13 protein-coding genes are annotated in these 13,787 nt (G+C 70.5%); 8 read left to right on the top strand and 5 right to left on the bottom strand.

Translation table 11 applies throughout. The features are described from left to right. Window positions 1–55: 55 nt before the first annotated feature. From HHX33_RS12440 to HHX33_RS12420, 5 genes are all read left to right on the top strand, one after another. Window positions 56–1,663 carry an FG-GAP repeat domain-containing protein gene (locus HHX33_RS12440; protein ID WP_182874722.1) on the top strand — a complete coding sequence of 536 codons (1,608 nt, stop codon included), beginning with the start codon at window positions 56–58 and terminating at the stop codon, window positions 1,661–1,663. A 191-nt stretch (window positions 1,664–1,854) separates the two neighbouring features. After that, window positions 1,855–3,585 (top strand): GH25 family lysozyme, encoded by a 1,731-nt coding sequence (locus HHX33_RS12435; RefSeq protein ID WP_182874721.1) that lies wholly within the window; start codon window positions 1,855–1,857, stop codon window positions 3,583–3,585. A 95-nt stretch (window positions 3,586–3,680) separates the two neighbouring features. Further along, the gene (locus tag HHX33_RS12430; RefSeq protein ID WP_182874720.1) at window positions 3,681–4,322 is read left to right on the top strand and encodes a M15 family metallopeptidase; all 642 of its coding nucleotides are present in this window, start codon (window positions 3,681–3,683) and stop codon (window positions 4,320–4,322) included. 64 nt (window positions 4,323–4,386) lie between these two features. Continuing rightward, complete coding sequence (locus HHX33_RS12425) at window positions 4,387–5,307, top strand: Gfo/Idh/MocA family protein (protein ID WP_182874719.1); 921 nt, start codon at window positions 4,387–4,389, stop codon at window positions 5,305–5,307. Between the two features lie 10 nt (window positions 5,308–5,317). Continuing rightward, window positions 5,318–6,904 carry an alkaline phosphatase D family protein gene (locus tag HHX33_RS12420; RefSeq protein WP_310741339.1) on the top strand — a complete coding sequence of 529 codons (1,587 nt, stop codon included), beginning with the start codon at window positions 5,318–5,320 and terminating at the stop codon, window positions 6,902–6,904. On the opposite strand, the gene rocD is transcribed toward HHX33_RS12420, so the two are convergent. The 4 genes from rocD to HHX33_RS12400 all read right to left on the bottom strand — a co-directional run bounded on the left by rocD (window position 6,873) and on the right by HHX33_RS12400 (window position 10,760). After that, on the bottom strand, window positions 6,873–8,078 hold the full coding sequence (rocD, locus tag HHX33_RS12415; RefSeq protein ID WP_182874718.1) for an ornithine--oxo-acid transaminase: 1,206 nt from the start codon (window positions 8,076–8,078) through the stop codon (window positions 6,873–6,875). The two genes, HHX33_RS12420 and rocD, sit on opposite strands and share 32 nt — an antisense overlap. Beyond that, a complete protein-coding gene (gene ddaH / locus HHX33_RS12410; protein WP_182874717.1) occupies window positions 8,075–8,998 on the bottom strand; it encodes a dimethylargininase in 924 nt (307 codons plus the stop codon). The genes rocD and ddaH overlap by 4 nt, the downstream gene beginning before the upstream one ends. Before the next feature lie 106 nt (window positions 8,999–9,104). Beyond that, window positions 9,105–9,554, bottom strand: a complete 450-nt coding sequence (locus HHX33_RS12405) for an Lrp/AsnC family transcriptional regulator (protein ID WP_111700813.1) — start codon at window positions 9,552–9,554, stop codon at window positions 9,105–9,107. A gap of 150 nt (window positions 9,555–9,704) precedes the next feature. Then, window positions 9,705–10,760: a DMT family transporter gene (locus HHX33_RS12400; protein WP_182874716.1), complete on the bottom strand. Its 1,056-nt coding sequence runs from the start codon at window positions 10,758–10,760 to the stop codon at window positions 9,705–9,707. Between the two features lie 112 nt (window positions 10,761–10,872). On the opposite strand from HHX33_RS12400, the gene HHX33_RS12395 reads away from it, so the two are divergent. Then, window positions 10,873–11,571 (top strand): TetR/AcrR family transcriptional regulator, encoded by a 699-nt coding sequence (locus HHX33_RS12395; RefSeq protein ID WP_182874715.1) that lies wholly within the window; start codon window positions 10,873–10,875, stop codon window positions 11,569–11,571. On the opposite strand, the gene HHX33_RS12390 is transcribed toward HHX33_RS12395, so the two are convergent. Further along, on the bottom strand, window positions 11,532–12,188 hold the full coding sequence (locus HHX33_RS12390) for a TetR/AcrR family transcriptional regulator (protein WP_182874714.1): 657 nt from the start codon (window positions 12,186–12,188) through the stop codon (window positions 11,532–11,534). The genes HHX33_RS12395 and HHX33_RS12390 overlap by 40 nt on opposite strands. 64 nt (window positions 12,189–12,252) lie before the next feature. Between HHX33_RS12390 and HHX33_RS12385 the strand changes: the two genes are divergently transcribed. Together HHX33_RS12385 and HHX33_RS12380 are read left to right on the top strand one after the other, a co-directional pair. Further along, window positions 12,253–12,996: an ABC transporter ATP-binding protein gene (locus HHX33_RS12385; RefSeq protein WP_182874713.1), complete on the top strand. Its 744-nt coding sequence runs from the start codon at window positions 12,253–12,255 to the stop codon at window positions 12,994–12,996. Next, a complete protein-coding gene (locus tag HHX33_RS12380; protein ID WP_182874712.1) occupies window positions 12,993–13,721 on the top strand; it encodes an ABC transporter permease in 729 nt (242 codons plus the stop codon). Before HHX33_RS12385 ends, HHX33_RS12380 begins: the two co-directional genes overlap by 4 nt. Window positions 13,722–13,787: the final 66 nt, after the last annotated feature.

Here is a 13,787-nt window from a genome sequence, read left to right as displayed (position 1 = left end):
TGCTCGAGTCTTCCGGTGCAAGAGGACGAACACCACCTCTCCACCGGAAGGCCCCATGAAACTCAACCGCCTTATCGCGGGCACGCTCAGCATGGTGGCGGCGGCTTCCCTCGGCTTCGCGGGAGCCGCGGTGACCAGCCTCACCACCGCCACGCCGGCCGCGGCCGCCTCCGTCGCCGACGGCCAGATCACCCGCTCCGAGGTGCTCGCCCGCGCCCAGAACTGGGTCGACCGCGAGGTCAAGTACAACCAGAGCCGCAGCCCGAGCAGCCTCTACACCGACGTGGACGGAGGGCACAAGTACGGCCCCGACTGTTCCGGCCTGGTCTCCATGGCGTGGCACATCACCGCGAACTCCGGCAAGGGCGGCAACAGCACCTACGACTTCGCGTCCTGGAGCGGAAAGGAGTATCTGGGCAGCCTGCACGATCTGAAGCCCGGAGACGCGATCCTCAAATCGAGCCACATGGAACTGTTCGCCCGGTGGAAGGACTCCGCCGACCACACCAAGGGCGCGTGGACCTACTCCCTCAACGGCACGGGCAGTCCCGACGGCAACGGCTGGGAGCAGGACTGGGCCAAGGGGCCGACGGCGAACTCCCACGGCCAGGTGGGCGACGAGTCGTGGTCGAGCATGCAGAACTTCCGCCCGATCCGTTACAAGAACATCGTCGACGACACGCAGTCGCCGCCTCCGGCACCCCAGTACCAGACGCTCGGTGACTTCGACGGTGACGGGAGGAAGGACATCGCGGGGGTCGCGGGCAGTGATCTGTGGATTCACCGGAACACGAGTTCGCCGGGTGACGTCTCCACCGCCGGTGTGTTCGTGTCGTCCGGGTGGCGTACGGTGTCGAAGTTCATGGCGGGGGACTTCGACGGTGACGGCAAGGACGACATCATCGGTTTCAACGGTGGTGACGAGTTGTTGATCTGGCGGAGTACGAGTACCGCGACCGCGTTCGGTTTCGCCCCGTACAAGAGCCTGGGTACGGGCTGGGGGATTTTCACGCAGCTTCTTCCGCTGGCCGACTACGACGGTGACGGGAAGAAGGACATCGCGGGGATCGCGGGCAGCGATCTGTGGATTCACCGCAACACGAGCACGCCGGGCGACTTCTCCACCGCGGGCGTGTTCATCTCCACCGGGTGGCGTACGGTGTCGAAGTTCATGGCGGGGGACTTCGACGGTGACGGCAAGGACGACATCATCGGGTTCAACGGTGGTGACGAGTTGTTGATCTGGCGGAGTACGAGTACCGCGACCGCGTTCGGTTTCGCCCCGTACAAGAGCCTGGGTACGGGCTGGGGGATTTTCACGCAGCTTCTTCCGCTGGCTGATTATGACGGTGACGGGAAGAAGGACATCGCGGGGGTCGCGGGCAGTGATCTGTGGATTCACCGCAACACGAGCACGCCGGGCGACTTCTCCACCGCTGGTGTGTTCGTGTCGTCCGGGTGGCGCACGGTGAGCAAGTTCCTCGGCGCCGATTTCGACAAGGACGGCAAGAGCGACATCATCGGTTTCAACGGTGGTGACGAGCTGATGGTCTGGCGGAGTACGAGCACCGCGACCGCGTTCGGTTTCGCGCCGTACAAGAGCCTGGGCACCGGCTGGGGCATCTTCGGCAACAAGCTCCTCACCTCCGCCCCCACCGACTGACCACCGGCACCATCAGCGCCGGTGACCGGCGGCACACGCCGGCCACCGGCGCCCACTTCACACCGCATCAGGGCGAACGCCGGCGGTTCCACGAAGTTCACGACTTCGGATCGGTCATGACTCGACTTCTCTCATCAGGTGGAGCAGATATGTCTGCGACAGCAGCACGGCCCGGGCGAGGATCGAGGTGGGTGCGCCGCCTTGTCACCGCGGCCATCGCCATCGGACTCGCCGGGGCACTGGCACAGCCGGCCGGCGCGAACGCCAGCCCGCCCGCGGGGACGTACCCCGTCAGGGGCGTGGACGTCACCGAGTACCAGCATCCCAACGGGGCGGCGGTGAACTGGTCCCAGATCCGCCAGTCGGGCATCACGTTCGCGACGCTGAAGGTGACCCGGGGGACCAACAAGACCAACTCCTACTTCAGGGGCGACCTGGCCGCCTCCCTGGCCCAGGGCATCGCCACCGCCCCCTACCACTACCTGACCGGCACCAGCTCCAACGCCGCCGCCCAGGCGGACTTCTTCATCGACACCGCCCGCGCGGCGGGCTACACCGGGCACCGGACCGGGGAGCTGCCGCCGATCCTGGACCTGGAGTGGACCGACGACGGCACCAGTTCCTGCCCGCCCTACACCACTGTCTCGTTCGCGAAGACCTGGCTGGACAAGGTGGAGGCGGCGTTCGGCGTCAGGCCGTGGATCTACACGGCCAGGGGCTTCATGACCGGTTGCATGGGCAGCACCACCGCCCTCTCGTCGTACGGGCTCCAGGTCGCCGACTACACCAGCGGTCACACCACTCCGGCGGTTCCCCCCGGCTGGAGCACCTGGATCATGTGGCAGTACGCCGACACCGGCAACGTCCCCGGCGTCCCCACGACGAACGTGACGCTGAACGTCTTCAACGGCACGCAGGCGCAGCTCGACGCCCTCGCCAAGCGCGGCTCCCCCGCGTCGCCCCTCTTACAGACGCTCGGTGACTTCGACGGTGACGGGAGGAAGGACATCGCGGGGGTCGCGGGCAGTGATCTGTGGATCCACCGGAACACGAGTTCGCCGGGTGACGTCTCCACCGCCGGTGTGTTCGTGTCGTCCGGGTGGCGTACGGTGTCGAAGTTCATGGCGGGGGACTTCGACGGTGACGGCAAGGACGACATCATCGGGTTCAACGGTGGTGACGAGTTGTTGATCTGGCGGAGTACGAGTACCGCGACTGCTTTCAGTTTCGCTCCGTACAAGAGCCTGGGTACGGGCTGGGGGATTTTCACGCAGCTTCTTCCGCTGGCCGACTTCGACGGTGACGGGAAGAAGGACATCGCGGGGATCGCGGGCAGCGATCTGTGGATTCACCGCAACACGAGCACGCCGGGCGACTTCTCCACCGCGGGCGTGTTCATCTCCACCGGGTGGCGCACGGTCTCGAAGTTCATGGCGGGGGACTTCGACGGTGACGGCAAGGACGACATCATCGGGTTCAACGGTGGTGACGAGTTGTTGATCTGGCGGAGTACGAGTACCGCGACCGCGTTCGGTTTCGCCCCGTACAAGAGCCTGGGTACGGGCTGGGGGATTTTCACGCAGCTTCTTCCGCTGGCTGATTATGACGGTGACGGGAAGAAGGACATCGCGGGGGTCGCGGGCAGTGATCTGTGGATTCACCGCAACACGAGCACGCCGGGCGACTTCTCCACCGCTGGTGTGTTCGTGTCGTCCGGGTGGCGCACGGTGAGCAAGTTCCTCGGCGCCGATTTCGACAAGGACGGCAAGAGCGACATCATCGGTTTCAACGGTGGTGACGAGCTGATGGTCTGGCGGAGCACGAGTACCGCGACCGCTTTCAGTTTCGCGCCGTACAAGAGTCTGGGCACCGGCTGGGGCATCTTCGGCAACAAGCTCCTCACCTCCGCCCCCACCGACTGACCGTCGCCCGCGGACGTCGCACAGGTTCCACGGGCCGCCCGATCCGTTGATCGGGCGGCCTCGGGGCCTTCTCCATCCATCGGAAGGACGACGAGATGATCCTGCTCTCCGATCCCGCGATCGGCCGGATACCCGTGGACGAGTGCGGAGAGGCACTGCTCGACCTGCGTACCGTTCAGGCGCTTCGCCTCGACGAACGCCTGGCCGACCCGGAAGGCGCCTACGCCCACCTTCGCCTCGGTGTGGTGGACCGCCTCGTCACCGCCCAGACCCTGCTGCGGCCCGGGCTGCGCTTCCTGATCGTCGAGGGCTTCCGGCCGGTCGCACTGCAGACCCGGTACTTCAACCGGCACGTCGACCGTCTCCGGGCGGCCCACCCCGGTCACGACGAGGACTGGTACCACCGGCGGGCCGGCCGCTACATCTCCCCGCCGGAGGTGGCGCCCCACGTGGCCGGAGCCGCCGTCGACCTGACCCTGTGCGAGACGGACGGGCGCGAACTGTGGCTGGGGACGGAGGTGAACGACACCGACACCGGCGCCTGCCACACCGCCAGCACGGCGATCTCCGCGGAGGCCCGGGGACGGCGCCGCATTCTCGGTGAGGTGCTGGCAACGGTCGGTATGGTCAACTACCCCAGCGAGTGGTGGCACTGGTCCTACGGCGACCGTTACTGGGCCTACACGACCAAGGCCCCGGCCGCACGCTACGGACCCGTGACCCCGGCCGGCCTCTGACCCGCCCCGGCCGTGACCCCACCCGGCGGAGAGCGGAGACAGCACGCCGATAGGCTCCCCAGGCATGAGAGTCGGGATCATCGGCCTGGGAGACATCGCGCGGAAGGCCTACCTGCCGGTGCTGGCGGCCACGCCGGGGATCGAGCCGCTGCTCTGCACCCGCGACCGGGCGGTCCTCGACCGGCTCGGCGACGCGTACCGGATCGCGGCCCGCTTCGCCTCGCTGGACGGCCTGATCGAGGCGGGGATCGACGCGGCGTTCGTGCACGCGGCGACCGAGGCGCACGTCCCCGTCGTGACGGCCCTGCTGGAGGCCGGCGTGCACGTCTACGTGGACAAGCCGCTGGCGTACGACGCCGCGGCGAGCGCCGGGCTCGTACGGCTGGCACGAGAGCGGGGCAGGTCGCTGATGGTGGGGTTCAACCGCAGGCACGCCCCCGGGTACGCCGCCCTGCGCGACCTGCCGCGCGACGTGATCGTGATGCAGAAGAACCGCCGCGGCCTGCCCGGCGACCCCCGTACGGTGATCTTCGACGACTTCGTCCACGTGGCCGACACGCTGCGCTTCCTGGCGCCGGGGGAGATCACCGACACCGCGGTCAGGACCCGGGTGCGGGACGGCCTGCTGGAACACGTGGTGCTGACGCTCGGCGGCGACGGCTTCACCGCGATCGGCGTGATGAGCCGCACCAGCGGCGCGGCCGAGGAGACCTGTGAGGTGATGGGCGGCGGCGGGAAGCGGCGGGTGGTGAACCTCGGCGACGTGGTGGACCTCGACGGCGGCGAGACCCTCGCGAGGCGGGCGGACTGGGTCCCGGTGGCCCGGCAGCGGGGGATCGAGCAGGCCGTCGCCGAGTTCCTCGGCGCGGTCGGCGAGGGGCGGGTCCTCACGGCCGAGGACGCGCAGGTCACACACGAGTTGTGCGAGGAGATCGTGCGACGGACGAACGAGCACGAGTCGCGCATTACCACCCTTTTGCAGTAGGAAGGTACTCGTGTCAGAACTTGTGCTGGGCCCGCTGCTGCGCCACGTGGACGGGTCCGCCGCGACCGTGTGGGTGGAGACGTCCGAGCCCTGCACGGTCCGCGTGCGGGCCGGGGACGCCTCCTCTGAGGAGCACACCTTCACCGTGCACGGCCACCACTACGCCCTGGTGGACGTCGGCATCGACGGGCCGGTGGCCTACGAGGTGGACCTCGACGACCGGCGGGTGTGGCCGGGGGACGACGGCCTGCCGCCGAGTGTGATCCACCCCGTCACCGCCCTCAACCGGTTGATCTTCGGCTCCTGCCGGACGAGCGTGCCGCACGAGGAGCCGTACGTGCGGACCCACGGCCCGGACGTCCTGCGGGCGTACGGCCTGCGCCTGATGGAGTCGCCGGACGACCGGCCCGACCTCATCCTGCTCCTCGGCGACCAGGTGTACGCCGACGAGCTCACCCCGGACATGAAGGACTTCATCGCCGGGCGCAGGGCCGAGGGCCCGCAGGAGGTCGTCGACTTCGAGGAGTACGCCGAGCTGTACCGCCAGGCGTGGTCCGATCCGGCGGTCCGCTGGCTGCTGTCCACGGTCCCGACCCTGATGATCTTCGATGACCACGACGTCAGGGACGACTGGAACACCTCGTCGGCGTGGCGCGAGCAGATGGCGCAGGTGCCGTGGTGGCACCGGCGCATCGTCTCCGCTCTGGGGTCCTACTACGTCTACCAGCACCTGGGCAACATCCCGCCGGCCGAGCGGGAGTCCGATCCCGTGCTCGCCGCGCTGCGGGCGGGCGCCGGCGAGGAGACGCTCGACGAGTTCGCCCGGCGGGCCGACGCGGAGCCCGACTCGGTCCGCTGGAGCTATCACCGGGACCTCGGCGACACCCGTCTCGTCATCCTGGACAGCCGCAGCGCCCGGACGCTCGAACCGGGACGCCGCCGGATGATCGACGCGGAGGAGTGGAGCTGGTTCGAGAAGCAGGCGACCGGCGACTTCGGCCACCTCGTCGTCGGGTCGTCGCTGCCGGTCCTGCTGCCGTCCGGGATCCACCACGTCGAGGGCTGGAACGAGGCGGTCTGCGACGGCATCTGGGGCCGCCGGGCGGCGCGGTGGGGCGAACGGGTGCGGCAGTTCCTCGACCTGGAGCACTGGGGGGCCTTCCGCCGCTCGTTCGAGGACCTCGCGCGGGTGCTGGTCGAGGTCGCCTCGGGTCAGCGGGGACGGACGCCCGCGACCGTCCTGCTGCTCTCGGGCGACGTCCACTACTCCTACATGGCCTCCGTACGGCGGAAGGGCGGAGGACGCATCCACCAGATCGTCTGCTCGCCGATCCGCAACCCACTGAGCCGCTCGCTGCGCTTCGCCAACATCGTGGCGTCGTTCGGGCTGGCGGGCCTGCTCGGCGGGCTGCTGGCCCGGGCCGGCGGCCTGCCCCGGCCGTCGCTGCGCTGGCGCATCAGCAAGGGACCCTGGTTCCCCAACATGATGACCGCCGTCGACTTCGCGCCCGGGGAGGCCGTGGTCACGTGGTTCACCGACACGGGCGACCACGACACGGTGACGATCAGGCCCGAGCCTCCCGCAGCACCGCGCTGAGCCGGTCCGTCGCCCAGGCCAGGTCGTCCCGCGAGACGACGAGGGGCGGCGCGAGGCGGATCGTCGAGCCGTGGGTGTCCTTGACGAGCACGCCGCGGCGCATGAGCGCCTCGCTGATCTCCCGTCCGGTGCCGAGCGACGGATCGATGTCGACGCCCGCCCACAGCCCGCGCCCGCGTACGGCGACCACCCCGGGGCCGAGGTCCGCGAGGCGCTCGTGCAGGAACGCGCCGAGGTCGCGCGCCCTGGCCTGGTACTCGCCGGTGCGCAGCAGCCCGACGACCGCGTCGCCGACGGCGCAGGCCAGCGGGTTGCCGCCGAACGTGGAGCCGTGCTGGCCCGGACGGATCACGCCCAGCACGTCCTCGTTCGCGACGACCGCGCTCACCGGGACCACCCCGCCGCCGAGGGCCTTGCCCAGGACGTACAGGTCGGGCACGATGCCCTCGTGGTCGCAGGCGAACGTCTCGCCGGTGCGGCCGAGGCCCGACTGGATCTCGTCGGCGATGAACAGCACGTTCGCGTCGTCGCAGATCTCCCTGACGGCGGCCAGATAGCCGTCTGGCGGGACCAGCACGCCGGCCTCGCCCTGGATCGGCTCCAGCAGCACCGCCACAGTGTTCTCGTCGATCGCCTCCCTGACCGCCTCCGCCGAGCCGTACTTCACGATCCGGAAGCCGGGGGCGAACGGGCCGAAGCCGCCGCGCGCGTCGGGGTCGGTGGAGAAGCCCACGATGGTCGTGGTGCGGCCGTGGAAGTTGTCCTCCATCACGACGATGTTGGCCTGGCCGGGGGCGACGCCCTTGACCTCGTAGCCCCACTTGCGGGCCACCTTGATCGCGGTCTCGACGGCCTCGGCGCCGGTGTTCATCGGCAGGACCATGTCCTTGCCGCACAGCTCGGCCAGACCGGTCACGAAACCGGCGAACCGGTCGTGGAAGAACGCGCGGCTGGTCAGCGTCAGCCGGTCCAGCTGCTCGCGGGCGGCCGCGAGGACGACCGGGTTGCCGTGGCCGAAGTTCAGCGAGGAGTAGCCCGCCAGGCAGTCGAGATACCGCCTGCCCTCGACGTCGGTGACCCACGCGCCCTCCGCCGACCGGACGACGACCGGCAGCGGGTGGTAGTTGTGCGCGCCGTGGCTCTCGCCGAGCCTGATGTGGTCCTCGCTTCTCATCGAATCTCCCCGCTCACCCTGATCTCCCCGCTCACCCTGATCTCCCCACCTGTCCTGATCTCCCCACCTGTCCTGATCTCTCCCGTCCTGATTTCCAATGTGCAGCACTTGGGGCCGCCGCCGGCCTTGCGAAGCTCGCTCAGGTCGACCGGGACGACCTCGAAACCGCGGCGTTTGAGCTCCAGGACCAGCCCGGTCGCCTCCGCGTTGACGACGACGTTGCGGCCGTCGCTCACCGCGTTGAGGCCCAGCACCTCCGCGTCCGCGGACGTCGCGATCACGGCGTCGGGGAACAGCCGCCGCAGCACCCTCCTGCTGCCCTCGCTGAACGCCTCCGGATAGTACGCCACGTTGCGGCCGTCCAGCGGGAACAGGGCGGTGTCGAGGTGGTAGTACCTCGGGTCGACCAGGCGCAGCGTGACGACCGGGCGGCCGAGGAACTCCTGGGCCTCCATGTGCGCCGCCACGTCGGTGCGGAAGCCCGTCCCGGCCAGGATCATCTCGTCGAGCGTCAGGTAGTCGCCCTCGCCCTCGTTGGTGAAGGACGCCTCCAGTGTCTCGTATCCCTGTTCGACGAACCACCGCAGGTACGCGGGCCCTTCGGCCGCCCGCTCCGGGTGGGCGAACCTCGCGCCGTAGACCCGCCCGTCCACGACGAGGGCGCCGTTGGCGGCGAACACCATGTCCGGCAGGCCCTCCACCGGGTCGATGAGGCTGACGCGGTGGCCCAGGCTCTCGTACGCCTGCCGCAGGCTCTCCCACTGCCGCAGCGCCGTGGCCGTGTCGGCGCCCTTCTCGGGCCGCATCCAGGGGTTGATGGAGTACGAGACCGTGAAGAACTCGGGCCGGCACATCAGGAAGTGCCTGACCGTGCCCGTACGACCACTTTCCGTGGCCGCGGACTCTGGCGCGATTGTCATCGTCGACTCCAAGCGGGAAACCGGTGAACGGGACTTCAGCGTAGGAATCGGCGGACGGCAATCCAATGCGCCCACGTTGCGATCACCTGGGGATCGGTTGCGTCCTTCACCCCGATTGCGGCGATCCGTTAATCAGCCGGGAGAGCACGATGGAGCTCTTGGTCCGCACCACGAACGGCTCGGCCGCCAGGCGCTCGATCACCCGCTCGACGTGCCGCACGTCGGTCGCGCGGATGTGCAGCAGGGCGTCGGCCTCACCGGTGACCGTGCAGGCCGAGACGACCTCCGGATGCCGGGAGACGGCCAGCCCGATCTCGGCGGGGGAGGTCTTGCCCCGGCAGTAGAGCTCGACGTACGCCTCGGTCGTCCAGCCCAGGGCCGACGGCTCGACCCGGGCGCTGAAACCGGTGATCGCGCCGGTGGCGACCAGCCGGTCGACCCGCCGCTTCACGGCCGGAGCCGACAACCCCACTTGAGTGCCTATTTCGGCGTATGTCGCACGGGCATCCTCGACGAGGGCCCGGATGATGGCGCGATCGAGCTCGTCCAACCTCACGTGGACCTGTATACAGCCGCCGCCTCACCCGCGCGGCTTCGCGGACGCGGACGCCCCCGCAGGGTCCGCGCCCCTCCGCGTTCTCCCGCCGATCGGACGGCGCCGCGCCCGTTCTCTCCTGCTGCCCGTGCTCTCCTGCGGCCCGTCCGCTCAGGCGAGCTGGACGAGCACGGAACCGGCGATGAGCAGGGCGAGGCCGGCCAGGCGCGCCGCGGTGAGCGGGCGCCGGGGCAACCGCAGCAGGCCGTGGTGGTCGATCACGGCGGAGGCGAGCTGCTGGCCGGTCACGGTGAGCGCGACGGTGGCCGCGGCGCCGATCTCGGGGATCAGCGTGAAGGTCGCGGTGACGTACACCGCTGCGCAGCCGCCGCCGAGCCATCCCCACCAGGGCATCGTGCGCAGCCCGCCGAGCCGCGGCCGGGGGGTGCGGCCCAGTGCGAGCAGCGCGGCCAGGACGACGGCGATGGTGATCGTGGCCACGACGAAGCTGATCACGGCGGTGGCCACCGGCTGGTGGATCTCCCTGCGCAGCAGGGCGTTGACCGCGCCCTGCACGGGCAGGACCGCGCCGGCGACGACGCCGAGCAGGATCCAGCCGCTCCGGCCGAGACCGCCCGGCCGAGGGGCCGTCCCGGCGGTCGCCGCCGGGGCGCCGGCGCCGGTGCTCCCACCGTGCCCGGAGACACCGCCGCCGAGGGTGCCGGAGGCCGCCCGAGCCGGTGTTGGGGCCGGGGCCGGTGTCTGGGCCGGTGTCCGCATCAGGCTCTGGCCGCGGATGACGACGGTGATGCCGGCCAGGACGGCGAGCGCGCCCAGCGCGATGCCGGCGCTGAGCGGCTTGGGCGCGACGCCGAGCAGGCCGAACAGGTCCAGTCCCAGCGAGGCGAACATCTGCCCGGTCACGAACAGCCCCGCCGCGGCCAGGGCGCCGAGGCGGGGGAAGAGCAGGATTCCGCTGGTGATGTAGAGCGGACTGGCCAGGCCGCCGAGCAGGTGCCAGAACGGGATGCCGGGCGGCAGGTGGAGCGCGCCGATCGCGCCCACGGTGACCGCGAGCAGCGCCAGCACGGCCGTGGCCACGCCCAGCTGCAGGGTCGAGGCGCCGTACGGGGTGCCGACGGCCTTGTTGAGCTGGAGGTTCACCGACGCCTGCACGGCCAGCAGACAGCCGGCCAGCAGCGCCGCGGCGAGGAACAGGGAGTGCATCGCCATCCTCTCGGCAGGGGAACTCAGATAAGTGGACACTGTGTCCACATGAGCCTAGGCGACAACCGGACGCGATGTCCACATGGTTGGGCCGTCGGTCTACGATGAGGCCATGAGCGACGGGGTGAGGGAACCCGGGGTGAACCGGTCGAACGGCGGCGTGCCATCGCCGGACGCGTCCGGGACCGGCCGCGAACCGCTCGTGCTCGATCTCCAGCCGGTCCGGCCGGCCCCGGTGCGGGAACGGGCGGACGCCGCGCGCAACCGCGTGCGCGTGCTCGCGGCGGCCGAGCGGCTCTTCGCCGCCGGGGACGCCCGGAACGTCACCATGGACGAGATCGCCAAGGAGGCGGGCGTGGGGCGGGCGACGCTGTACCGCCGTTACCCGGACGTCGCGGCGATCGCCACGGCGCTGCTGGACGAGCACGAGCGGCGGCTGCAGGAGCACATCCTGAGCGGGCCGCCGCCGCTCGGCCCGGGGGCCTCACCGGCCGAGCGGCTCGCCGCGTTCTGCGTCGCCATGGTCGACCTGCTGGAGCGTCACCTGCACCTCGTCCTGGGGGCCGAGACCGGCAGCGCCAGATTCGGCACCGGCGCGTACGGCTTCTGGCGCGCGCACGTCCGGATGCTGCTGACCGAGTCGGGGGCGCCGGATCCGGACGGCATGGCCGACGGCGTGCTGGCGCCGTTCGCGCCCGAGGTGTACCTGTTCCAGCGGCGGACCCTGGGCCTCTCGCAGCACCGCGTCACCGAGGCGCTGGTGTGGTCCGCTCACCGGCTGGCGGGAGGGGGCCCGGGCCGCAGGCAGTAGTCGCCGACCCCGCGCTCCAGCAGGTCGAAGGCGCGCTCGGCGTGCGCGCGGAGGTCCGCGACGATGCCCGAGCCCTCCTCGCCGGCGAGCCGCCGCATCGCGAAATGCCGGGTGAGCGCCTCGACCGCCGCGCGGATCTGGGCCGCAACCAGGGACGGGGTCATGTCGTCGGGATCGGCCTCGGTCTCGTCGGCGAGCACGGCGGCGAGCCGCTCCTCGCGGTGCCGGCTCATCATCTCGATCCGGGCCTGCAGCGCCGGGCTCTCCCGGATCCGCTGGACGAAGACGTCCGCGCCCTCGTTGATCCCGTAGCGCCAGTCGCCGGAGTCCAGGGCCGCGAGGAAGTCGCGCCGCACCGCCTCGACCGCCGTCTCGCCGGGCCGGCGCTCGCGGACCACTCGCGCCAGCACGTCCATGCTCTCCTCGCCGCGGTCGAGGAACAGGTCCTCCTTCGTGCGGAAGTAGTTGAACACGGTGTTGACCGACACGTCGGCCGCCCGCGCGACCTCGGCCACGGTGACGTTGTCGAACCCCCGCACCAGGAACAGCCCCGTCGCGATGTCGGAGATCCGCTGCCGGGTCTCCCGCTTCTTCCGCTCCCGCAGGCCCTCTTCCATGTCCCGATTCTAAGGACGAACACAAACTTTAAGTGACTCCAAATTTGGTGTTACTCTACCGAGCATGATTCACGTCAGAGGGCTCACCAAGACGTTCGGGACGGCCGAGGCCGTCCGGGGGATCGACGTCGACGTCTCCGCGGGAGAGATCGTCGGCTTCCTCGGCCCGAACGGCGCGGGCAAGACCACCACCCTGCGCATGCTGACCACGCTGCTGCGTCCGACGTCCGGCACCGCCACGGTCGCGGGCGCCGACCTCTTCGCCGACCCGGTGGCCGTACGCCGGCGCATCGGCTACGTCGCCCAGGGCGGCGCGTTCGGGCCGTTCACCCCGGTCGGGGACGAACTCGTGCTCCAGGCCCGCCTGCACGGCCTGAGCCGGGCCGAGGCCCGCGCCCGGGTGACCTCCCTGCTCGCCGCCCTGGACCTCGCCGGGGTCGAGGAGCGGACGACGGTCATGCTGTCGGGCGGCCAGAAGCGCAGGCTCGACATCGCGATGGGCCTGCTCCACCGGCCCGGGCTGCTCTTCCTCGACGAGCCCACCACCGGGCTCGACCCGCAGAGCCGAGCCAACCTGTGGGACCACATCCGGCGGCTGCGCGAGCACGACGGCGTGACGGTCTTCCTCACCACCCACTACCTGGAGGAGGCCGACGCGCTCTGCGACCGGATCCTGATCATCGACCACGGCCGGATCGTCGCCGAGGGCACCCCGGACCGGCTGAAGGCCGAGCACGGCGCGCGCACGCTCGACGAGGTCTTCCTCGCGGTCACCGGCCGCGAGCTGCGCGAGGGAGCCGCCGCGTGACCGCTCTCGCCGTCCTGACCGGCCACTACCTGCGCGCCTCCTTCGGCAGCAAGGTCAGCCTCGCCTTCGGCGCCGTGCAGCCGTTCCTCTTCCTCGTGCTGTTCGGCCCGCTGTTCGCCCGCAGCGGCGTCGGGTCGTGGGCCGTCCTCGTGCCCGGCCTGCTGGTGCAGCTCGCGCTGACCAGCGCGGGGATGGCGGGCTTCGGCATCGTCTTCGACCAGCGGTTCGGCGTGCTCGAACGGCTCCGTGTCGCCCCGGTGAGCCCGGTCACGCTGCTGCTCGGCCGGGTGCTCAGGGACAGCCTGGTGCTGCTGGTGCAGGCCGTCGCGATCATCGTGGCGGGCTACGCGCTCGGGCTGCGGGCCCCGCTCCCGGGGGTGCTGGCGGCCCTGCTCCTGATGACCGTGCTGTCCGTCGGCATGGCGTCGCTGTCGTACGCGGCGGCGCTCACGATGCGGCAGGAACTGTTCGCGCCCGTGATGTCCACCGTGGTGGTCCCGCTGATGCTGCTGTCGGGCGCGCTGCTGCCGATGTCGCTCGCCCCCGCCTGGCTCGACGTGGCGTCGCGGCTCACGCCGTTCCGGTACGCGGTCGAGGGACTGCGGGCGTTGTTCTCCGGTTCCTACGGCGCGTCGGCCGTTTTGTGGGGGGTGGTCGTGTCCCTGGCCCTCGCGATCGGGGGGCTCGCGCTGGGCGCGAATCGTTTCCGTTGGGAAAAGGCCTGATCAGGGGCCGGAAAAGGCATTCGAAGTTGATACCGGATCGCGGGCGCCAGCGGGCCCGGAGACGGT

Source organism: Microbispora sp. H10670, assembly GCF_014161385.1.
GTDB lineage: Bacteria > Actinomycetota > Actinomycetes > Streptosporangiales > Streptosporangiaceae > Microbispora > Microbispora triticiradicis.
The sequence above is the reverse complement of the archived record's forward strand: the minus strand, read 5'-3'. Positions and strand labels throughout refer to the sequence as shown.

Excerpts from the sequence above, each read along its gene's own strand:
- HHX33_RS12440 (WP_182874722.1), top strand. The coding sequence starts at position 56 with ATGAAACTCAACCGCCTTATCGCGGGCACGCTCAGCATGGTGGCGGCG.
- HHX33_RS12430 (WP_182874720.1), top strand. The coding sequence starts at position 3,681 with ATGATCCTGCTCTCCGATCCCGCGATCGGCCGGATACCCGTGGACGAG.
- HHX33_RS12425 (WP_182874719.1), top strand. The coding sequence starts at position 4,387 with ATGAGAGTCGGGATCATCGGCCTGGGAGACATCGCGCGGAAGGCCTAC.
- rocD (WP_182874718.1), bottom strand. The coding sequence starts at position 8,078 with ATGAGAAGCGAGGACCACATCAGGCTCGGCGAGAGCCACGGCGCGCAC.
- ddaH (WP_182874717.1), bottom strand. The coding sequence starts at position 8,998 with ATGACAATCGCGCCAGAGTCCGCGGCCACGGAAAGTGGTCGTACGGGC.
- HHX33_RS12400 (WP_182874716.1), bottom strand. The coding sequence starts at position 10,760 with ATGCACTCCCTGTTCCTCGCCGCGGCGCTGCTGGCCGGCTGTCTGCTG.
- HHX33_RS12395 (WP_182874715.1), top strand. The coding sequence starts at position 10,873 with ATGAGCGACGGGGTGAGGGAACCCGGGGTGAACCGGTCGAACGGCGGC.
- HHX33_RS12390 (WP_182874714.1), bottom strand. The coding sequence starts at position 12,188 with ATGGAAGAGGGCCTGCGGGAGCGGAAGAAGCGGGAGACCCGGCAGCGG.
- HHX33_RS12385 (WP_182874713.1), top strand. The coding sequence starts at position 12,253 with ATGATTCACGTCAGAGGGCTCACCAAGACGTTCGGGACGGCCGAGGCC.